An 18911-nucleotide genomic window follows, 5' to 3' on the forward strand; every position below is an offset into this window, starting at 1 on the left:
CGACAGCGCATGCACACGTCGATCGACTACTGCACTCCCGTCGAATACGAAACCCTACGCGCTGCTGCATGACATGCTGTACGTGAAAACGAGGCAGGGTCACGCGTGAGTTGCAGGCGCTGCGCGATCGCGCTGTTGGGCTCGCCGTCAGCCGCCGCCAGCACGATGCGCGCCCGCGAGACCAGCGCAGCCGAAATCGAGCGAGAACGCGCTATCGATATCAGTTGCGAACGCTCGTCTTCGCTCAGCACCAGTGCCGCCTTCGGTCGTCCCATCGCCATGTTGACGTCTCCCGTTCCGTTGACGTCAACATGCTACGCGAACATAGTCCAGTAAACAACGGAACAGGACACTAGCCCCGGATCAGGTTCGGCCACTGGCCCGTAGCTGAAACGCATGGACAAAGCTTGGGACGTCGCTTTTCCATTGGCGCAAAATTACTGAGATCGCCAAGCCTTCAATGTCAGCGATTATTCCCAAGTAGATTGCGACGTCAACAAGGACATTGTTCGAGCCGAGCGCGAGCAGTGAGAAAAAGCCAGCGAACAACGCGATGCCCCAGAGCTTTGATGACCACATATGGTAGCTCGCTTCTCGTTTGAATTTGATGAAATCAAAAGCGTAACGGCACAGTTCGAGCGCCACGAGCAGTGCCAGAGGCACCCAACGATCGATTACAGCATATGGGTGAAGGTACCAGACTGCGAATGTGGCTGCGATGTAGAACAAAGAGTCGGAAATGCTGTCGAGGCGTCTCAGGTTTGGCGTTGCGACCCCAAGGCGACGGGCGATAACGCCATCGAATACGTCCGATAGGAACGCTGCTACCAGACAAAGTGCGAACGCGCTATTGTTCGGTGCGAACACCGCGAGTAAGAGGAGCACCGGCGCAAGCGCCGCGCGCAGGGCAGTGAGCAAGAGCGGAATGTGTTTCATGGATCGATTACAGGTGTCAATGATCGCCGTAAAGAACAGGCGCAGCCGGGAAGTAGTCGGACCTTCAAGATGCGTATTTCAGCGAACGTGACCGCCGATTTCGGGAAAGTGACCGCTTCAGCGGGATTGGGCGTTGCGCGGTGTCGATTGTAGATTTCGTTGTCAGTTCTGGTCGAGTTCGTCTCCAGCACGTTGGGTTTCGGGGATGCTTTTCGGAGCGATTCGCCGGTGAGCATTATCAGGTGACGCGCAGTCTGCGCTACATTGTCCCGACCGCATCAGACCAGAAAGTTACCCTTCCCGCCTGGGTCAGTAGGCTACCGCTGCCGGAACAGCGGACCTTGTGACCACGATGCTTGGTAGGCAAGGCAATTCTTCAATCGACTTCATGTCGCACCCCAAAATACCGCCGCTGCTCGGCCGTCACGTAGACAGTGGTGGTTTGCAACGACGCGTGCCCGAGCACGCGCTGCGCGACGTCGAGTGGCACGCCCGCGGCGACCGTCTGGGTGCCGAACGTATGGCGCAGCGCATGCGGCGAGGTGCGCGCGAGCTGCTGGCGTTCGGCTTCGGAAAGCTCCGGCAGCGTCGCCGGCCACGCGTCGCGCAGCTGCGCGAGCGCCCAAGCCACCAGGCCACGGGCCTGCCGCACTGCGTAACCGCCGATTTCGTGGGGGGGGCGCCCGCGGCCAGCCGTGCGGCCTTGGCGCGCGCGGCCGGCGTGGCCGGCATCGTGAGCGGCGCGATGAGCGCTGTTCTTGCTTTCCCGTTCGATTCGGTTCCGGCCTGGAAATCGGCATCGCGATCGCGCCAGTGCGCGGCCGCGCACGCATCGCTGACCGGCGTCACGCGCGCCTTGCTGCCCTTGCCCACCACCGTCAGCTGCCAGCTGGCCGGCAGCTGCTGCAACTGGTCGCGCGTGGCCGCGACCGCTTCCGAGATGCGCAGGCCGCTGTCGCCCATCAACAGCAGCAGCGCGCGGGCCACCCGCCAGCGTGGCGCGGCCTGGCCGTAGCGCTCGCAGTGCTGGTCGAGCGCAGCGCGCACTTTGTCCCATAGCGTCGCCGGCAATGCGCGGTCGATCTGCATGCGGCTGACGCGCTGTACCGGCTTCGGATCGCGCACCGCGCGCCACGGATTGCCGGCCAAATACCGCACGTCGACCTGCCAGTCGAACGCGCCGCAAATCGCGCGGAGCGCGTAGCGCTGGCTGTTGAGCGACAGGCCACCGGGCGCGAACGGCCGCCAGCGCCCGGACGCGCGCGACGCCGGCGGCCCGACGAACGCATCGGACGGGGCGCGCAGGAACGCCTTGTACGCATCGCCATCCTCGACCGTCAGCGACGAGAGCGCGGTGCCGCGCACGGTGATGGCCCACAGCAGCAGCCGTTCGAGTTCGCGCGTGTAAGCCGTAAGCGGCTTGGGCCGACCGTTTCCCCGTGCTGATTTTTCCAACGCATGATGGGCGCGTTTAGATTGACGGGGCCAGTCAGTCATGTCGAACGCAGCGGGGCGCGCCCATCCCCATCGCACGTACGCGCGAGAATTCAAGCAGCAGGTGATCAGAGAGACGCTGGAGCCCGGCATATCAGTGTCGGTTGTTGCGCGACGGCACGACATCAACGCCAATGTGATATTCGGATGGCGTAAGCAATATCGTGAAGGCAAGCTGGTCGTCCCTGCACTCGGTGTTGCGCCGAGCGTGCCAAGCACGGAACTGCTGAGCGTCGACGTGATCGACACGGAATTGGTACCGCGGGCGCCGGAGCTGACAGTGGCGTCGGAAGCGATGACGAGCGTACCGATGCCGATGCCCGTGTGCGAGATCGAGGTGGAGATTGGCAAGCGGCGCGTGAAGATTCGCGGCCTGTCTGCCGAGCGTACCGAAGCGTTCCTGCAGGAATGCCTGAAGTGATCGCGCTGCCGGCAGGCACGCGCATCTGGCTGGCGGCCGGCGTGACCGACATGCGCTGCGGGTTCCAGGGGCTGGCCGCGAAGGTGCAGACAGCGCTCGAAGAGAATCCGCTGGGCGGTCATGTGTTTATCTTCCGCGGCCGCTGCGGCGATCTCGTGAAGCTGCTTTGGGCGACCGATGACGGACTCTGGTTGCTCGCAAAACGATTGGAGCGAGGCCGTTTTATCTGGCCGCAGGCCGACGATGGAAAGATCCATCTGACGAGCGCCCAGCTGTCGATGCTGCTCGGAGGGCATTGACTGGCGACAGCCACGACGTACCGCCGCTCTGTCGATGTTGTAAACCGCATCGAAGGCTCGTAAACATGTAGTGCATGTCCAAGCATGCGCCGCTTCCTGCCACCGTCGCTGAGCTCCAGGCTCTGGTGCTTGAGCAGCAGGTATCGATCGCGAACATGGTGCGGGAGATCGTCGCCCGCGACGACGAGATCGAGCGCCTGAAAGCACAGATCGACAAGCTCAAACGGATGTACTTCGGGAGCAAGTCCGACAAACTGGCCCGGCAGATCGATAAACTCGAGGCGCTGCTGGAAGACCTGACGGCCGGCCAAGGGGCGGCAGAGGCGCGAGGACAACGAGACAAAGCGTCGAAGGGGCCACCCAATCGAGGGCCCACACGAGAACCACTGCCGCCGCACTTGCCGCGCGACGAGATCGAACTCACACCAGATTCGGCTTGCCCCATATGCGCGACTGCGATGCAGTGGCTCGGCGAGGACGTATCCGAATAGCTCGCCCGCGTGGCGGCCGCCTTCAAAGTGATCCGCACGATCCGCCACAAGCTGTGTTGCCCTGATTGCCACCACATCGAACAGTCCGCGATGCCTAGCCTGCCGATCGAGCACAGCATCGCACATCCGAGCTTGCTGGCCGATATTGCGGTATCGAAGTTCGCTGATCATCAGCCGCTGTATCGCCAATCGGAGATTGCGGCACGCGACGGCGTGACGCTGGATCGTGGCAGCATGGGCCGCTGGCTCGGGCAGATTGCCGAACTCTGTGTGCCGCTCGTTGAAGCGATCCAGCGCTACGCGCTGATTCCCGGAAAGGTGCACGTTGACGACACGCCGGTCGCGGTGCTCGCGCCAGGCAACGGTAAGACGATGACCGGCCGCTTCTGGGTCTACGTGCGCGACGATCGTCGCTCGGGTTCGGCTGAGCCTGCTGCGGTATGGTTCGACTTCTCCTCGGATCGCAAAGGCGTCCACCCTCAAACTCGGCTCGCCGCATTCCATGGCATAGTGCCGGCCGATGCTTCCTCCGGGTTCGATCAACTGTACGCGAGCGGCGAGATCCACGAAGTGGCATGCTGGGATCACGCGAGGAGGTACATATACGATGTACACGCGCGCACGCCGACTTCGGATACCCAGCAACTGCTCGAGATGATCGGCGAGCTCTACAGCATAGAAGCCGACATCCGAGGCAACGCGCCTGACGAGCGTCTGCGGGTACGGCGGGAGAAGAGCAAGCCGTTGCTCGTGAAGTTCGAAACGACGATCAGGGCGAAACTCGCGACGTTGTCGACGAAGTCCGCGCTCGCCAAGGCGATCAACTACTCGCTGAATCACTGGGCAGCCCTCTCGTTCTACTGCGAGGACGGTCGGGCCGAGATCAGCAACGTACTCGCCGAAAACGCCTTGCGCTGTGTCGCGCTCGGACGCAAAAATTATCTGTTCGTCGGCTCCGACAGTGGGGGCGAGCGGGCCGCCGCGATGTATAGCATGATCGGGACGTGCAAGTTCAACGGGATCAACCCGCGTGCCTACCTGGAATACGTCCTGACCCACATCGCTGATCACAAGATCTCTCGCATCGACGAATTGTTGCCCTAGAACGTGGCTGACAGACTGAAACCCGTCACCCCGCCCACACTCTCAACCGGGTAGATCTGGATAGATTTAGATGGATCGTGCCCACGATCGCCGATCATGGACACGATCGCCCGCGATCGACACGGACTCCACCACGCCATCACCATCATGCCTCACGCGCGCGCGAACGGGGAAACGGTCGGGCCGAGCCGCTTACTGTAAGCCCGCAGCGTCGCCGGCTGATCGGCATAGCATGCCAGGTACGCGCGCAGCGCGTCGAGATCGTGGTTCGCATGTAGGTAGCACAGGCCCGGCGCGCGGTTGGCGCCGGTCGCGCCCGACAGCGCGTGCGGGACCGCGAGCCGCTCGAGCGTGCGGCCGCCGTCGGCCGGCGCCAGCGCGATCGCCTCCGCCGGTGTCGCGCGGTCGAAGGGTTCACTCGCGTCGACGTCGGCGGCGATCGTCGCGCCGAGCGTGTCCGCCGTGCGCGCGACACCACGCGACCAGCACGCGCGCGCCCGGCGCCGATGCGTGGCACGCGACGCCACCAGCGACGGCCTCGGCGGTTGCAGAACGCGATCAGCTCGCCGAGCGTGGCGATCCCCTCGCCCGCCAGTCGTCGCGCGATCGGGGGCCGAAACCACAGGCCGACCGCGTGCGTCGGCGTCGGCGCGGCCGCGGCGAGTTTGGCCGCCGGCCTCGACCATCTTGAGCGACACGGCCGTCAAGCGCGCGCTGCCGTGCTGACGGATGGAGGTTTTCAGGTGTTCGGCTAGCGCTGACGAGCCGGTCAGCAGTGCGAAGTGCACCAGGTCGTCGCGCATCGTTTTGAGGTGGCGCTCAAGCGCGGCCGGATCATCCTCGTAGGGCGTCGTGTCTACGTCGTAAGTGTCCGCGTCGTAATAGAGCCGGGCGATGGCCGGTACCGGCACGCGCTGCACCCACGCGCGTAGTGCCGCGAAATCGCTGCGTGTGTACGTGCGCGGTGGCGGCAACGTCAGTTGTTCGGCGGGCGCGCTCACGATGTCCCCGGGTGGGCGTGTGTACCGTACGGCCGGGCCCGCAAGGTCTCCCAGCGAGCATTCGCCTCGAGCGTCATGAGCCAGTCTAGCGCTGCGTACCCGAGTGCCGTCAATTCGGCGACTTCTATCGGCGCGGGAACATGCCGGGACCGTTCCGATACCTGTTGCGATAGCCGGATCGGCTGCCGCACCCAGACGATGAAATTCAACTCGACCAGCGCATCGAACACCGGCGTGTGGCGATAGCGCATGACTTGGCGCGTGCGCGCGTGACGCAACCCCTCGAGCACGGCTGCGTGCGAGGGCGTGCGCGTGGACGGCTCGGGGGTAGACGGTTCAAGCGTCGTCATCGACACCTCGTTATTCGCGGAACAGATCGGCGTAGGTAGGCGTAGGTGCGCATCAAATCCCGAGCTGCCTGAACAGGTCATCGGCGTCGTGGGCGGCATGCAGCGCTTCGCCGGCTTCACTGCGGCGCAACGTCTCGGCCGTCAGTGCATTGGGCACCTCGATCGACGAGCCCTCATGAAAGCGGTTGACTTCCGACATGGTGATCCTTTGAACGATGTTGAGGTGCGATTACAGCCCCAGCTCGCAGTGTGAGCCGAGCCGTACCAGTTGCAAGGTCGACGGATCGGGTTTGCGGTAGATCAGCACCAGGTCCGGCTTCAAATGACAGTCGCGACACCCCTGCCATTCGCCGATCAACGCGTGATCGCGGTACTTCGCGGGTAGCGCCGCATCGGTTGCGAGCGGCGGTAGCACGGTGGCCAGCAATGTGTCGAGCGACGCGCGACGCGCGATGCCGGCCGACGGCCACGCGCCGGTAGTCACGCTTGAACGCGTTGCTACGATCAATCGTCCGCATGCAGATCCTTCATCAGCTCCTTGCCCTGGCCGGCATCGAGCTCGGCGATTGCCGCGCGCGTTTCGGCGTTCGGCACCAGCACGTCGAACGGCAGACGGTGCTCGTCGGCGACGCGGCGCATCAACAAGCGGATCGCGTCGGACACGGACAGGCCCATGCGCTCGAGGGCGGCCGCGGCTTCGCGTTTGGTGTCCGCGTCGATGCGGGCGCGCACATAGGTATCGGTAGTCATGACGAACTCCTTGAGTGGAATACGACCAACGTAGCCACGTTGCGACTACATTTCAAAGGTGGAATGGAGATTTTCTGGGGTTAGGTGGATTTTATGGCAGCAAATGCCTCGCCGCTAATAAGCATTAGCGACTAATAACAAATAAGAGTCGAAACAATGAGCGCCTTTGATTGATGCCAAGCCGCATCTAAGGAGCCATCATGCGCACCACCGTGACTGTCGACGACACCCTTTACACTCGCGCGCTCGAACTCGCTGAGCCGGGCATGGCGCCGGCTGACCTGTTCCGCGCGGCGCTGGAAACGTTCGTGCGTGTCCAGGCCGGCGCGCGCCTCGCTGCGTTAGGCGGGCGGGTGCCTGACATGCCGGACGTGCCGCGGCGCGCGCCGGCGGCCGACGCCCGATGAACGTCCTGGTTGATACCTCGGTGTGGGTCGAGCATTTTCGGCGTCCCCTGCCCGCCCTGGTGCAGCTGCTGCGCGTCGACGGCGTAATCACGCATCCGCTGGTGCTGCTCGAGCTGACCTGCGGGACGCCGCCTGAACCGCGAGCCCGGACCTTGGGGGATCTCGCGTTGCTGCGTCAGACGCGACTCGCGACGCCGGCCGAGGTCGCGGACTGGATCGAGCGGGAGCAACTGTACGCGCGGCTGCGATGCGGTGGATTGCACGCTGCTGGCGTCAACGCTGCTCACGCCGAACACATCGCTCTGGACGCGCGATCGGCGGCTCGCTCAGTTGGCCACGCAATTCGGCGTCGGCTACGTGCCGACGGATCTGCATTGATCGTCGGTGACGATCGATACCGGCAAAAAAATATTCCGGCGCCGCCGGGATATCCAAATCCAAACACGTCCGGGATGAACGCGCGAGGAGATCAATCCTCAGTCTAATAGACCGACGATTGGTCTGCCAGTCAAAGATCGTCAAGTGACGGCAGCTGTACTGTCCGGCGTGCCAATAAGAGGAGTTATCGGCATTGCCGCCGCTCCAGAAAAACCCGGCCGTAGCCGGGTTGCCCCAGCGCTAACGCGCGCAGGATCAGGTACACCACCAGCAACGGCATATTCAGGGCGGCGATCGCCGCCAGCGGGTGAACCAGCCCGTAGCTGGCCGGCCAGAGCCGCGGTCGACTGCCACCAGCGCGATCAACAGCACCGCGGCCGCCAGGCCCCTGCCCCACTCGCCTTCCTTGAACTGCACAGCCGTCAGGGTCATCGTCGAGCTCCTTTGGGTTCACACGGTGGATGCTATCGCGCCGGCCGGATCCACCGGCCCGTCGGCGTGGGGGGCTCGATTGTCGGGCAAAGCTGCCCTGACCTGCCGCCTAGACGTCAGAACACAGCAAGCCGCGCATTGGCCTCGGATAATCGAAACCCGTCCGGATCGAACGGCTCGCCGAGCCACGCCAACAGCTCGCGTTTGGTGTCGGTCATCCGGCCGGCGAGTGTGCGCACGAGCTGCGCGTAACCTGCAGGGCCGCTGCAGTCCTCGGGCGGACACGCCCCGGCGCCGGCGACGCACCGCGGATAGCACGTGCCCGCAGCCGCTGGCCCGACCGCCTCGATCGTGACCGCATGCCGCCAGTCGTCGTCGAGATCGTACGTGTAGGTCAGCGCCGCACTGATCGCCGCCACCTCCTCGAGCCGCAAGTCGGCGGCGACGCTCGCCAACGGATTCAGCGCCCCAACCGGACCCGCAAACTCGAACCCGTAGCGATGCCGGTTGTGCCAGCCCATGGCCGCCTGGATCACGTCGTGCAGCTCGGCCAACGACATGTCAGCAGGCACCTCGAGGCGACGCCAGATTTCCGGCATCACGTCCTGCAGACTGACCCGCAGCCGCATCACGCGTGGACCGGGCGCCGTCTCTACGTTATTTCCTGCTGCCAACGCCGAACTTCCCGCCCCGCCCGGAAACGGAATCACCGCATTGCCTCCCTGAGCGGCTGGCACCCGATAGGTCCAGGTGCGATCCGTGCCAACCCATTGCGCATCGATCTCGGCCACGCAATGGTGAAGATGCGCTTCGTCGCGGATCTCGTCGAACAGATCGTCGAGCACAACGTCGAGTGCCGCCTCGCCTTCGTGCAGCACCTTGAGCGCGTACACGCCGGGCGCGAGATGCTCGGCCGCGTGATCGGCCAGAATGCCGCGCTCAAGCGCGCGAATCGTGCGCGCCCGCCCCCGCCCGTCTGGCGCGACGTTCTCAACGCGCAGCGTGAGCTTGATCGGTGCGGTCCGCATCCCGGCCACCTCGTCATCATCGCGCGCACTGAAGGCGTCGCCCTGTTCGTCGTCACGGATCCACTGCGGCGCGAACGCCCCCGCCGATTCGGCGGGGACCGCCTGCGCCTGCTGCTGATAATAATCGAGGGCCGCTTCGAGCACGCGCTGCTGCTGCGCCTTCACGTAGATCGAGGTGGTGGCGAGCGACGCGTGGCCGAGGATTTGCTGCACCACGTCGATCGGCACGCCGCGCGCGGTCGCGTCGGTGCCGAACGTATGGCGCAGCGCATGCGCACTGGCTCTTTGCAGTTGCGCCGCATCCCACAGCGACAATGCCCCCCACCGCTGCAACTCGCCCTGCAGGCGGCTGAGCGCGGTGCGCACCAGGCGGCCGAGCGCATCGGGCGTATACGAACCGACGTCGGGACCGCCCTCGGCGACCGGGCCCTCGCCGTGCCGCGCCTGGGCCGCTGCGGTGCCGGGAATCGCCAGCGGCGCGATCAGCGGCGGATCGCTCGTCGTCGCATCACGAGCATTGCTCACGCCCCTCCCCTCCAACGCGAGTCCGCGATCCGCCCAGTGCGCACGCAGCGCCTCGAGCGTCGCCGGGCTGACGGGCACCGTGCGCACCTTGCTGCGCTTGCCGACCAGCGTGAGCGCCCACACCGATTGCCCCTTGATGCCGTCGACGCGTTTTAAGCCGCTGCGCCGAGCGCTGGCCGCTTCGGCGCGACGCAGACCCGAATCGACCATCAGCCCGATCGCCGCGCGCGCGATGCGCCACTGCGCCGCGTCGTCATCCAGTCGCGCGCAGTGCGCGTCGAGCGTCTCGCGCAGCGTGCGCAACACCTCCGGCGCCAGCGCCCGCTCGACCTGCAGCGACCACTCGCGCGTGAGCGTGGCCGGCAGCGTGACGGCGCTGAATGGGTTGCCGGCCAGATAGCGCACCTTGACCAGCCAGTCGAATGCCATGCGCAGCGTGCGGACGGCATAGGCCTGGCTGTCGGCCGACAGCGAACCGGTAAACGGCCGCCAGCGGCCGCTCACGCGAGGCCGCTTCGGGCCGCAGAAGTCCGCGCTCGGCTGCCGCAGAAATGCCTTGTAGGCGTCGCAGTCCTCGACGCGTAGCGACGACACCGCAACGCCGCGCACTTTCAGTGCCCAGAGCACGAAGCGCTCGATCTCGCGCGTGTACGCACGCAGCGTCGCGGGCCGGTCGCGATAGCGCATGAGCCACGCGTGCAGCGCAGCCAGGTCGTGCTCGGCGCGAATGAACGGGAACCCGACCGCGCGGTTCGTGCCGCCAGCCCCCGACAGTTCGACCGGCGCTGCAAGCCGCTCGAGCGGCGCAAGCCCGTCCGTACCCGGACCGACCACGATCGCGCGGTCGGGGGTGGGAGTGAGCGGCGCGGCATCGACGTCGGCGTCCACCCGCACGCCGAGCGTCGCCTCGTGCCGGCGCAGCCACGCCACCAGGGTTTTCGCGCGCAGCGGGCCGATGCGGGGAATCGAGCGCCACCAGCTTCCGCCGTGCCGGTTGCAATACGCGATCAACTCGCCAAGTGTCGCGATCCCCTCCCCGGTGAGGCGCTGCGCCACGAGAGGCCGAAACCACAGCGCGAGTGCATGATCGGCTGCGGGCGCGGCTGCGGCGAGCTTGGCCGCGTCCTCGACCATGCGCAGCGTCAAGGCGGTGAGTTTCGCCTCGCCGTGCTGCCGCATCGACGCGCGCAGGTGCTCGGCCAGCGCCGCGGATCCGTTGAGCAGCGCCAGGCGCACCAACGCGTCGCGCATCGTGGCCAGATGCCGCTCGACCGCGTCGGCCTCGGCCAGCACCGCACTGTCCTCGACGTCGTAAAAACGCCGCGCGATGGTCGCGGCCGAGATGCCCTGGATGCGCGCGCGCAGCGCGGCGAAGTCGGTGCGCGTATAGGTCGCCGGCGGCGGCACCGCGACCGCTTGCGGCCGGTTAGCCATTGGACGGCCCTCCCCCGTGCGGACCGATGACGCGCGTGCGGGCAGGCCGGTCGAGCGACTCCCGGAGGGCGCCCCTGGAGGGATCGCGGCGGGGGACGCGGACGGGCAGGCAGGGAGAACGGCGTAGCACCATGGCGAACGGAACTAAAAAGGGAGTGTCCCCAAATAGGTAAAGGGAAACACGCCTATTCTAGCCATTAAACGCCAGACTGCTAATAAGAATTAGCAGGCAAGGTGGCACGCTAAAAAATCGGACCGCCACATTCCGATGTCGGCGGCCCGCATTCAACCCAACTACTCCGGCGGCCAGGCTGTCGAGGCCCATGCGACCACCGCGCCTCCAGCATAGGCGCTGCCCGGCACGGCAGCAAGGACGATTTCGCGCCCACCCTTGCCGTGCTTGGCTCCCATGCCAACAAGGAGAGTTATCGGCATTGACGGCGCGCACAAAAAACCCGGCCGGAGCCGGGTTGCCCAAGCGCTCACGCGCGCAGGATCAGGTACACCGCCAGAAACGGCATGTTCAGGGCAGCGATCGCCGCCAGCGGGTGAACCAGCCCGTAGCGGGCCGGCCAGAGCGCCGATAGCCCGCAGTCGACGGCCGCCAGCGCGATCAACAGCGCCGCGGCCGCCCCGCCCCTGCCCCACCCGCCTTCCTTGAACTGCCTCGCTGTCAGGGTCATCGTCGCGCTCCTTGGGGTTCACACGGTGGATGCTATCGCGCCGGCCGCAACCAGTTTTCGACCGGCAGGCCGGCGACACGGGTAAATTCGGCCGTATTGTCCGTGACCAGGACGGCGTCGACCGCCAGCGCGTGCGCGGCGATCAGCATATCGTTCGCCCCGATCAGCTGGCCTTGCTTCTCGAGGTCGGCCCGCAGCCGGCCGTAGCACCGGTCGGCGTCGGGCTGCAACGGCAACACAGTCAAGCTCGCCAGCAGTTGCTCGACCCGCTGCGCGAGGGTGGACGAGCCACGCTTCCAGACGCCAAATCGCAACTCCGCCGCCACGATGATCGAGGTGCACACTTGTTCGGGCGGCGTTTGTCCGATGCGGGTGGCGCAGGCGCCGCGCGGGTCGCGGATCACGTTCGACAAGATGTTGGTGTCGAGCAGATACAGCGTCATTCGATGTCGACCGGTTCAGCCGGCAGGCTATCGATGTCGGGAAACGTTTCGTCCAGCGGAGTCCATTGGGCGAACAGCTCACGCAACGGCGCGGCCTCCACGGGCTCAATGATCAAGCGCCGGCCTTCCCTGTGGATGGTGACTTCCGAGACCTGCAGCTCGAACTCGCGCGGGATCCGCACGGCCTGGCTGCGCCCATTGCGAAACAGGCGCGCATGACGGGTGTCAGGTGTTGGCATGGGACGACTCCTATTCAAACGAAACGGCATATGCCACAGCATATCCACGTTTGGTTCGATTCGCAATCATCTCCGAGGCGCATCTCGTAAGCAGAGTTATCAGATGTGCCACTTTTGCACCCGGCTCGACGTGCAAGAATCCGTGCTGTATAAAGATATATCTCCATACAGTACGGTTGGACGATGACGTACTTCACCCCCGCCGATCACGACGCGGCCGTGCAGGCGATGCTCGCACACCCCGAGATCGGCAGCCGTCACCTGCGCGGCCTGATGAGCGGCATCAAGCGCCGCGCGCGGGCCCGCGCGGTGATCGCCTTCGTCCAGGCGATCGCCCCACCCCCACCCGATGTGACCATCACGACCACGCGGCAGCTGATGCGGGTGCTGTTCGGCCACGCGGTGTCGGTCAACGACCTGCACCGCCACTTCGCCACGCCCGGGCGCCTGGCTGACGATCGCGCCGACACGACCGCGCTGGCCACCTGGCTCGAGGCCAACCGGGAACGCTTGGCGGCCGACGCGGACACTTTGATGCTCGAGCTGGATGCGGCCTGGAAGGGGTTCACGGCAGCGGCCGCCGAGGCGGCCGGCAAGATCCGCCAGGCCGGGCGGCAGGAACGTCGTGGCGAGCCGTGAGAGGGACTCGCCGTTGACGGACGGGCGATGCTCCATGCTGTTCAAGGATATATCTGCAAGCAGCATGTCCAGTGAACAGACGGGACGGCACGGATGACGTTGGCAAAGAACCCGGCCACGGCCGGGGTTGATCAGCGGTACGATTTTGACATCGACCCTACGCGGCCCAGACGACCGGCACCCAAAAACCCGGTCGGAGCCGGGTTTGGGAAAGGGTCTCATTGCCGCGTTGACTGTCTTGGCGTACCGGTAAGCGGAGTTAGCGGTATGGCCGCATGCCAAAAAAACGGGCCAATTGGCCCGTCCTGGATTACATCGCCTTGCGCCATTCCGGCAGTTCGGGCGTCATCCGCGTGCTCGGCCGCCGGGCCGCCGCGCGCAACCGCGCCTTGCCGGCCGCGGTCAGCGGCGCCGGCTTCTTCTTACGCTGTGACACGCGCACGACGACCTTCACCGCGGCCGTCGTCGGCGCAGTTTTCTTCAGCGGTTTCGTCACGTGGCTCATATCAACTCCTTGTCCAGCAGATAGTCTAGCAGCTTTGCCCACGACCGGCTGTCGGCACTGAGATCAAACTCCATCAGTCTCTGCGACCCGTGGTCAGCCCACCACGCATCGTCGAGCTCAAGCAGATCCTGCACGGTCTGGCAGGCGGTGAAGGCTGGAAGTGCCTGCTCGGCCTCCTCGAGCGGCGCATCGAAGCCCAGCTTGGGCCAGTAGCGATAGCCGATCAGATGCGGGTCGTACCCCTCCCCTCCCCCGGCGATCAGCGTGATTCGGCGGTAGCCAAGGCGGTGCGCGGTCATCGCACACAGGGAAAAAGCCACAGTGCCGAGCCAGTCCGGGGCCTGGTGCCGCAGAAACACGTGATCGATGTGCAGCGCCTGCACGACCGCGGGCTCCGGGGCGTCATCCGCGTCATCGCCACCCTCACCGAGATACAACGACATTCCGTCGTCCGCGTCCTGGTACAAGCCGACGCGGTTCTTGTGCGGGTGCTGTAGGATGGCCGGCTGGACCGATGTGAAGTACACGCCCGGCGGCGCCTCGTCGGGCCCTACCCCGTACTGAGCCTGCTCGTGGACGCGCGCGTCCGTAAAGATCATCAGCAGTTGCGCATACTCGGCGCTGGTGAGCTCGATCGCGTCGAACTCGATGCGTGTGGCTGCATTGATCAGCGTGCCGTCCAGCCGGAACGCGCCTGACAGATACTGCCGGGCGAGGTTGGACGCCTGCAGCCGATTATATGCATCCTGCAAGACTCGATCGAAGAAGTCGGTACGTGGCAAAGCCATGGTGTTGGCGACGAACGAAAACTCGATTCTAGCGGACAGTCCGACCGCGCCGGCATTTCGTGCGCTTGAGCAGATTGAAGTCCGGGAGAAATGTTGATCCGTTCTCGGCTTAAAGCTCGCGTCGGTGATGTGGGCCCAGTCGGAGTAGTCGATCCTTTTACCTGTGTCGCTTTAAGAATGCAGGGCGTCCAGCGCCCAAGCTCGATATCGCCCACCGTCAGGCGTGAATCTTGGCTCGAGCCAAGATGGGTTCAGCCTGTGTGACTTCGCCTCAAAGTCTTGACTGGTGAGCGCCCTATTCGCCCCGGTGCCAGTCACGTCCGTTAAGGCGCTTTTTCCGCCATTACGCAGTCTTGGCTCGAGCCAAGTCTAGCTGCAGTCAAGTCATCGACAAGGATTTTCCATATATCGACCTGGGGAACTTGGCTCGCGCCAAGTTCCTCCTCGTTCAATCTGAAATCGTTGCTGGGCTGCAACAAGTTCACAAAAATGCGGAGTTATTCCTTAATTGTTTTGACATGTTTTGACTGACGAATAACAATTCGGATGTCAATACTTCGACTCTCCGAATGGAGGAAAAATGGTCATTACGATTGGGGCGGAAAAAGGTGGTGTTGCTAAGACGCGATTGGCAACTCACATCGCAGCCTTGGCTGCATCGGAAGGCGTTGATGTCGTTCTTCTCGACACAGATAAACAGGGATCTGCCATGAGTTGGTCCCGAATTCGGAATGAGGAGGGTGTCACGCCAGCAATTCCAGTGTTAGCTCTACCGGCAAATCCCGCTCGGGAGCTAGCAAATCTGGCAAACAAGTACACCCTGGTTGTTGTGGACATCGGCGCTCAAAACTATCGAACGATGCTCGAATGCGCACTCCTGTCAGATCTCGTTCTTGTGCCATGTGGTGCAGATCAACAAGAGGTTGAGTCGACCTTGAATGTCTTTTCGACCCTGAAAGACATGGGGCCTCGGCATGAAAGCGGAGAAATCCCCGCATACGTTGTCCTCACCCGGGTTTCGCCGGTCGAAGGGGCTAAGGCGACTGCCGACCTCCGCTCCTATCTCGAGAGCGAAGAGATCCGACTTTTCGATGCACAAATTCCCCAAAGAGCAGCCTGGCTTGCCACTGGAAAGACGGGCAGGGCAGTCCATGAATTGAAGGGCCGCGACAGGTCGAAGAAGGCGATTGATGAAATGGACGCGGTCTACCGGGAAATTCTCGAGCGAATCAATGGCGGTGAGGAAGAATAATGGCTACCTTCAAGAAGAAGCCCCTGGCGACTGACCGAGTCGCCGCTGTTCAGGACGCGGCATCGACAGCGCCAATCGTGGGCGACCCGCGGATGGCGCCACCGGCAATAAATACTGAGCAGCCCAATGCGCGGGAGGTTGGCTCGAGCCAAGATCCGGTCAAATATGAGGTTGGCCAGGTCTATGACGTTCCGATCGGGAAAATTAGATCAAATCCGTTCAATCCGAGAGTCGTTTATACGGCTTCTGCCGTCTCTGAGATGGCTGCTTCGCTGGTGGCTCGGGGACAGGGTATGTCGGCAATCGGGTACGCCAATGGGGAGGGAGAGGTCGTGCTCATTGAGGGCGAGACTCGCCTTCGAGGGGCCCGTGCAGCAGGGCTGTCAACGCTGCGGCTCGAAATTCGTCCAAAGCCAGCGAGCGACCGGGAGCTGTATGAGGAAGCCCGCGCCGCGAACGTAGAGCGTCGAGATCAAAGCCCGTTGGATGATGCAATCAAATGGAAGGAATTGATTGGAAAGAAGATTTATCCGACGCAGGCCGCCCTGGCCAAGGCCCTAAACCTTGGTGAAGACCATGTGAGTCGGACCATGTCGCTCGCTCAATTGCCGAACAAGGTCGTTCACGCTGTCGCTGAGTATCCGGAGCTCCTGTCTCTCAAAATGCTGAACGCAATTCGAGAATTCTGGGAAGTAAAGGGCGAGGAAGAGACGTTGGCCCTGATCTCTGAAGCCGCAAAAAGTGGCATGGGCTACCGCGATGTTGCGGCTCGACGTAAAGCGGCTGCGAAAGGGACCGTGAAGCGGCCTCGGTCGACTCGCGAACAGTTAACCTTCCGTGGAGCGAAGGGCGAGTTCAAATCGTTTGAAGAGGATGGACGGATCGAGTTGAAGCTGAAGGGCTTAGCGCCAGACGTCGCGATGGAAATCAGCGAAAAGATCTTGGCGTTGTTTCCGAAAGAATAGCGTAGGCGCGGCTACCGCTGGCTGATGCCGGCGGTGGACGTTTCTGTTTCCGTCTCTGTCTCTGGTGGGCGGTGCGTCCCAGGGTCGATGGGTGAGGCAATCTCACAGTGGAACAACACCTGTGGGTGCCTTTAAAAGACAACCCCTTTAAAACCTTTAGGCTCGCAAGAGCCTTATGCAGTAAGGGTTTTGGGGAGGATCGGTCATCCTTTATGGGGCGAAAAGTCAGGGTTTATGGGGGGCAAGGGTCATGCTTTATGGGGTGAGGTCATGTTTTGTGGGGCATCGCGATCTTGTCTTAAGAGCATGTCGCAACTTATTGATTAAAAAGCAGTTTTTATAGAAGTCACGCGAGGGAAGTCAATGACTGGTCGTACTTTGTGGGGTGTAAGGTCGTTATTTGTGGGGCGTGTACGCCGGGTACGACGGCAACACCTGCTTGTCGAGGCTTAAAGGTCATGGTTTGTGGGGGGCAAGCGAACCGTGAGTAAGTATACACTTCCTTGTAAGTCCATGAAATAAAACGAAAATACCTAGTCTCATCGGAAAGGTCATCCTTTGTGGGGCGCCGTCTGTCCGGCTTCGGTCCCTGAAGGTCATGGTTTATGGGGAGGTTCCTCCATGGCTAGATTCCTTGTCCGAGAGGTCGTGGTTTATGGGGAATGGAGATATACGATGCAGTCGCGAGTGCTGCGGCGCGTAGTTCGGGCGGGCGTCGCCCGGTACGTCGATGGGCTCGAGGCTTAAAAGTCATGGTTTATGGGGGCCTCGATGCATCTCGTTGGCCCGGCGGCATGACAGGTCACGATCGGTGGTGACAGGGGAAAGGGCGAAAGGTCGGGGTTTATGGGGTGTACCTGTAGGTCGCCAAGATTTCGCGGCAAGCAAAGGTCATGGTCTATGGGGAGACAATCGTCATCAACGAAAGGTCATGGTCTATGGGGCGCGCAGTCAGTGCGCCTCGAAAGGTCATGGTTTGTGGGGCGATGGAAAGGTCGTGGTTTGTGGGGGATGTTTAAAGGTCATCCTTGATGACTTGCGAACATGACTTTTGCGACCTAGAATGCTCCTCAAACTATGAGGACCGTATGGCGGTAGCAAAACAAAAATCCGGTAGTGCAATGATTGCCAGTGTGCCGTCGAGCGAGCTTCGCAAGCACGTCGGTACGGTGCATGTCGGAGGTGACCTTGGATTGCTAGGGCGGAAGTTGTCGAATGTCCTTTTGCTGAACGCCTACGACAATTTGCTGAAGAAGTCAGTGCATGAGATTCCCGTTGGGATCATGAGCGAGATGCTTGGGTTCGACAGCAAGAATACGACCGCACTCAAAGAGGCTCTCAAGAAGATCTCCACCACTCCGATCGAGTTCGATATCTTGCACGCGGCAGGAGATGAGGAGTGGGGCGTTACAACGCTCCTGAGCTCGGCAAACATTCGGAATGGGATCGTCACATACGAGTACAGCAGCACACTTGCGAACAAACTCGCAAATCCTGAGATCTACCTGCTCATCAACATCAACGTCCAGAAGCAGTTCAGTGGCGCGTATGCCCTCGCTCTCTACGAGAACTGCTTGCGATTCAAACGCACAGGGTCGACAGGTTGGATATCAGTCGATATTTGGCGAAAGCTTCTCGGCGCTGAAGCGTCAACGTACGATGAATTCAAGCACTTCAATTCGGAAGTGATCAAAAAGGCCGTGAAGGAAGTGAACACGGTATCGAACATCCTCATCACACCCGAGTACGAACGACAGAATCGTCGCGTTGCCAAAATCCGTTTCCTGGTCGAGGACAATCCCCAGAGATCGATGTACGACGAGAGTGATAGCGAGGAGCAAGCAGCGATCCGCGATTCGGAGACATATCGTCGACTCGTGAAGCTTGGCATTTCGGGCCGACTCGCCGTCGACTGGATTCAGCATGATCCAGATCGGGCGACCAGGACGGCTCAGTATGTTGAGCAGCAAATTCGGAACAAGAAGATCAAAAAGAACGCCGGCGGATACGCGCGCACGGTATTCGAAGGAGGGGGGGACATCGAGACAGTAGAGGTTATTGAGGAATCCGCGCGGCGGGCGCAGAAGGCCGTGATCGACGAAGCGGAGGCGGCGGCCGATGCAAGGTCGAAGCTGATCGCAACCGCGATTCGTGGCCTGTCAGAGAGCGAGCGGAGCGAGTTCGTGCGTCAGTACGCCGCATCCGGAGGGGCGGTCGGGTCATATGTCGAGGCTGACGGGGTGTTTAAGAACGTTCTCGAGAAAACGGCGTTCACTGCTTGGCTCGCAGGTAGGATCGGCGAGACGCTCGCTTAATTGTCCGGCTAGTTTCACCTCGCTGGCGCATT

Annotated in this window: 20 protein-coding genes and 4 pseudogenes; 9 read left to right on the forward strand and 15 right to left on the reverse strand. The window is 62.8% G+C overall.

Annotated features, from left to right (window positions below; genetic code table 11):
- Positions 1-101: 101 nt before the first annotated feature.
- The 3 genes and pseudogenes from HWX39_RS33625 to HWX39_RS36505 form a co-directional block, all read right to left on the reverse strand.
- Positions 102-281 (reverse strand): annotated as a pseudogene (locus tag HWX39_RS33625) (IS630 family transposase); the annotation flags it as partial.
- A gap of 82 nt (positions 282-363) precedes the next feature.
- On the reverse strand, positions 364-936 hold the full coding sequence (locus HWX39_RS33630; RefSeq protein WP_175971873.1) for a CDP-alcohol phosphatidyltransferase family protein: 573 nt from the start codon (positions 934-936) through the stop codon (positions 364-366).
- 376 nt (positions 937-1312) lie between these two features.
- Complete coding sequence (locus HWX39_RS36505) at positions 1313-1993, reverse strand: site-specific integrase (RefSeq protein WP_244135144.1); 681 nt, start codon at positions 1991-1993, stop codon at positions 1313-1315.
- 501 nt (positions 1994-2494) lie between these two features.
- On the opposite strand from HWX39_RS36505, the gene HWX39_RS33640 reads away from it, so the two are divergent.
- The 3 genes and pseudogenes from HWX39_RS33640 to HWX39_RS33650 all read left to right on the forward strand — a co-directional run bounded on the left by HWX39_RS33640 (position 2495) and on the right by HWX39_RS33650 (position 4745).
- Positions 2495-2851 carry a transposase gene (locus HWX39_RS33640; RefSeq protein WP_175971874.1) on the forward strand — a complete coding sequence of 119 codons (357 nt, stop codon included), beginning with the start codon at positions 2495-2497 and terminating at the stop codon, positions 2849-2851.
- Positions 2848-3150 (forward strand): IS66 family insertion sequence element accessory protein TnpB, encoded by a 303-nt coding sequence (tnpB, locus tag HWX39_RS33645; protein ID WP_347879613.1) that lies wholly within the window; start codon positions 2848-2850, stop codon positions 3148-3150. Before HWX39_RS33640 ends, tnpB begins: the two co-directional genes overlap by 4 nt.
- Before the next feature lie 74 nt (positions 3151-3224).
- Positions 3225-4745: pseudogene (locus tag HWX39_RS33650) on the forward strand (IS66 family transposase).
- Between the two features lie 145 nt (positions 4746-4890).
- Here HWX39_RS33650 and HWX39_RS36510 read toward each other — a convergent pair.
- The 5 genes and pseudogenes from HWX39_RS36510 to HWX39_RS33675 form a co-directional block, all read right to left on the reverse strand.
- On the reverse strand, positions 4891-5370 hold the full coding sequence (locus tag HWX39_RS36510; protein ID WP_347879615.1) for a phage integrase family protein: 480 nt from the start codon (positions 5368-5370) through the stop codon (positions 4891-4893).
- A 372-nt stretch (positions 5371-5742) separates the two neighbouring features.
- Positions 5743-6096, reverse strand: a complete 354-nt coding sequence (locus tag HWX39_RS33660; protein ID WP_175971875.1) for a hypothetical protein — start codon at positions 6094-6096, stop codon at positions 5743-5745.
- A 52-nt stretch (positions 6097-6148) separates the two neighbouring features.
- On the reverse strand, positions 6149-6295 hold the full coding sequence (locus HWX39_RS33665; RefSeq protein ID WP_175971876.1) for a hypothetical protein: 147 nt from the start codon (positions 6293-6295) through the stop codon (positions 6149-6151).
- A gap of 30 nt (positions 6296-6325) precedes the next feature.
- Positions 6326-6614: pseudogene (locus HWX39_RS33670) on the reverse strand (type II toxin-antitoxin system YafQ family toxin).
- A complete protein-coding gene (locus HWX39_RS33675) occupies positions 6601-6846 on the reverse strand; it encodes a type II toxin-antitoxin system RelB/DinJ family antitoxin (RefSeq protein WP_175971877.1) in 246 nt (81 codons plus the stop codon). The pseudogene HWX39_RS33670 and the gene HWX39_RS33675 overlap by 14 nt, the downstream one beginning before the upstream one ends.
- Positions 6847-7046: 200 nt before the next feature.
- Here HWX39_RS33675 and HWX39_RS33680 point away from each other — a divergent pair, with 200 nt between their 5' ends.
- Both HWX39_RS33680 and HWX39_RS33685 read left to right on the forward strand, forming a co-directional pair.
- Positions 7047-7253 (forward strand): type II toxin-antitoxin system VapB family antitoxin, encoded by a 207-nt coding sequence (locus HWX39_RS33680; protein ID WP_175971878.1) that lies wholly within the window; start codon positions 7047-7049, stop codon positions 7251-7253.
- Positions 7250-7631: pseudogene (locus HWX39_RS33685) on the forward strand (PIN domain-containing protein). Before HWX39_RS33680 ends, HWX39_RS33685 begins: the two are co-directional and overlap by 4 nt.
- 282 nt (positions 7632-7913) lie before the next feature.
- Here HWX39_RS33685 and HWX39_RS36515 read toward each other — a convergent pair.
- From HWX39_RS36515 to HWX39_RS33715, 5 genes are all read right to left on the reverse strand, one after another.
- A complete protein-coding gene (locus HWX39_RS36515; protein WP_244135145.1) occupies positions 7914-8063 on the reverse strand; it encodes a hypothetical protein in 150 nt (49 codons plus the stop codon).
- A 116-nt stretch (positions 8064-8179) separates the two neighbouring features.
- Positions 8180-11050, reverse strand: coding sequence for a phage integrase family protein (locus HWX39_RS36870; protein ID WP_347879614.1), 2871 nt, complete (start codon positions 11048-11050; stop codon positions 8180-8182).
- A 482-nt stretch (positions 11051-11532) separates the two neighbouring features.
- Positions 11533-11733, reverse strand: coding sequence for a hypothetical protein (locus tag HWX39_RS33705; RefSeq protein ID WP_175971879.1), 201 nt, complete (start codon positions 11731-11733; stop codon positions 11533-11535).
- A gap of 32 nt (positions 11734-11765) precedes the next feature.
- Positions 11766-12176 (reverse strand): type II toxin-antitoxin system VapC family toxin, encoded by a 411-nt coding sequence (locus HWX39_RS33710; RefSeq protein WP_175971880.1) that lies wholly within the window; start codon positions 12174-12176, stop codon positions 11766-11768.
- The gene (locus tag HWX39_RS33715; RefSeq protein ID WP_175971881.1) at positions 12173-12415 is read right to left on the reverse strand and encodes an AbrB/MazE/SpoVT family DNA-binding domain-containing protein; all 243 of its coding nucleotides are present in this window, start codon (positions 12413-12415) and stop codon (positions 12173-12175) included. Before HWX39_RS33715 ends, HWX39_RS33710 begins: the two co-directional genes overlap by 4 nt.
- Before the next feature lie 183 nt (positions 12416-12598).
- Here HWX39_RS33715 and HWX39_RS33720 point away from each other — a divergent pair, with 183 nt between their 5' ends.
- On the forward strand, positions 12599-13054 hold the full coding sequence (locus tag HWX39_RS33720; RefSeq protein ID WP_175971882.1) for a hypothetical protein: 456 nt from the start codon (positions 12599-12601) through the stop codon (positions 13052-13054).
- A 310-nt stretch (positions 13055-13364) separates the two neighbouring features.
- Here the strand turns inward: HWX39_RS33720 and HWX39_RS33725 are convergent, their stop codons facing one another.
- Entirely contained in the window at positions 13365-13559 is a 195-nt protein-coding gene (locus HWX39_RS33725) for a hypothetical protein (protein ID WP_175971883.1), read from the reverse strand.
- Positions 13556-14347: a hypothetical protein gene (locus HWX39_RS33730; protein ID WP_175971884.1), complete on the reverse strand. Its 792-nt coding sequence runs from the start codon at positions 14345-14347 to the stop codon at positions 13556-13558. The genes HWX39_RS33725 and HWX39_RS33730 overlap by 4 nt, the downstream gene beginning before the upstream one ends.
- A 580-nt stretch (positions 14348-14927) precedes the next feature.
- Between HWX39_RS33730 and HWX39_RS33735 the strand changes: the two genes are divergently transcribed.
- The 3 genes from HWX39_RS33735 to HWX39_RS33745 all read left to right on the forward strand — a co-directional run bounded on the left by HWX39_RS33735 (position 14928) and on the right by HWX39_RS33745 (position 18879).
- Complete coding sequence (locus HWX39_RS33735; RefSeq protein ID WP_175971885.1) at positions 14928-15599, forward strand: AAA family ATPase; 672 nt, start codon at positions 14928-14930, stop codon at positions 15597-15599.
- The gene (locus HWX39_RS33740) at positions 15599-16564 is read left to right on the forward strand and encodes a ParB/RepB/Spo0J family partition protein (protein ID WP_175971886.1); all 966 of its coding nucleotides are present in this window, start codon (positions 15599-15601) and stop codon (positions 16562-16564) included. The genes HWX39_RS33735 and HWX39_RS33740 overlap by 1 nt, the downstream gene beginning before the upstream one ends.
- Before the next feature lie 1121 nt (positions 16565-17685).
- A complete protein-coding gene (locus tag HWX39_RS33745) occupies positions 17686-18879 on the forward strand; it encodes a replication initiation protein (RefSeq protein WP_244135152.1) in 1194 nt (397 codons plus the stop codon).
- Positions 18880-18911: the final 32 nt, after the last annotated feature.

Source organism: Burkholderia sp. BCC0322, assembly GCF_902833045.1.
In the GTDB taxonomy this organism is placed as follows: domain Bacteria; phylum Pseudomonadota; class Gammaproteobacteria; order Burkholderiales; family Burkholderiaceae; genus Burkholderia.

What these genes read in the sequence shown, in the direction of transcription:
- HWX39_RS33630 (WP_175971873.1), bottom strand. Translation starts at nt 936, where the DNA reads ATGAAACACATTCCGCTCTTGCTCACTGCCCTGCGCGCGGCGCTTGCG.
- HWX39_RS36505 (WP_244135144.1), bottom strand. Translation starts at nt 1,993, where the DNA reads ATGGGACAAAGTGCGCGCTGCGCTCGACCAGCACTGCGAGCGCTACGG.
- HWX39_RS33660 (WP_175971875.1), bottom strand. Translation starts at nt 6,096, where the DNA reads ATGACGACGCTTGAACCGTCTACCCCCGAGCCGTCCACGCGCACGCCC.
- HWX39_RS33665 (WP_175971876.1), bottom strand. Translation starts at nt 6,295, where the DNA reads ATGTCGGAAGTCAACCGCTTTCATGAGGGCTCGTCGATCGAGGTGCCC.
- HWX39_RS33675 (WP_175971877.1), bottom strand. Translation starts at nt 6,846, where the DNA reads ATGACTACCGATACCTATGTGCGCGCCCGCATCGACGCGGACACCAAA.
- HWX39_RS33680 (WP_175971878.1), top strand. Translation starts at nt 7,047, where the DNA reads ATGCGCACCACCGTGACTGTCGACGACACCCTTTACACTCGCGCGCTC.
- HWX39_RS36515 (WP_244135145.1), bottom strand. Translation starts at nt 8,063, where the DNA reads ATGACCCTGACGGCTGTGCAGTTCAAGGAAGGCGAGTGGGGCAGGGGC.
- HWX39_RS36870 (WP_347879614.1), bottom strand. Translation starts at nt 11,050, where the DNA reads ATGGCTAACCGGCCGCAAGCGGTCGCGGTGCCGCCGCCGGCGACCTAT.
- HWX39_RS33705 (WP_175971879.1), bottom strand. Translation starts at nt 11,733, where the DNA reads ATGACCCTGACAGCGAGGCAGTTCAAGGAAGGCGGGTGGGGCAGGGGC.
- HWX39_RS33710 (WP_175971880.1), bottom strand. Translation starts at nt 12,176, where the DNA reads ATGACGCTGTATCTGCTCGACACCAACATCTTGTCGAACGTGATCCGC.
- HWX39_RS33715 (WP_175971881.1), bottom strand. Translation starts at nt 12,415, where the DNA reads ATGCCAACACCTGACACCCGTCATGCGCGCCTGTTTCGCAATGGGCGC.
- HWX39_RS33720 (WP_175971882.1), top strand. Translation starts at nt 12,599, where the DNA reads ATGACGTACTTCACCCCCGCCGATCACGACGCGGCCGTGCAGGCGATG.
- HWX39_RS33725 (WP_175971883.1), bottom strand. Translation starts at nt 13,559, where the DNA reads ATGAGCCACGTGACGAAACCGCTGAAGAAAACTGCGCCGACGACGGCC.
- HWX39_RS33730 (WP_175971884.1), bottom strand. Translation starts at nt 14,347, where the DNA reads ATGGCTTTGCCACGTACCGACTTCTTCGATCGAGTCTTGCAGGATGCA.
- HWX39_RS33735 (WP_175971885.1), top strand. Translation starts at nt 14,928, where the DNA reads ATGGTCATTACGATTGGGGCGGAAAAAGGTGGTGTTGCTAAGACGCGA.
- HWX39_RS33740 (WP_175971886.1), top strand. Translation starts at nt 15,599, where the DNA reads ATGGCTACCTTCAAGAAGAAGCCCCTGGCGACTGACCGAGTCGCCGCT.
- HWX39_RS33745 (WP_244135152.1), top strand. Translation starts at nt 17,686, where the DNA reads ATGATTGCCAGTGTGCCGTCGAGCGAGCTTCGCAAGCACGTCGGTACG.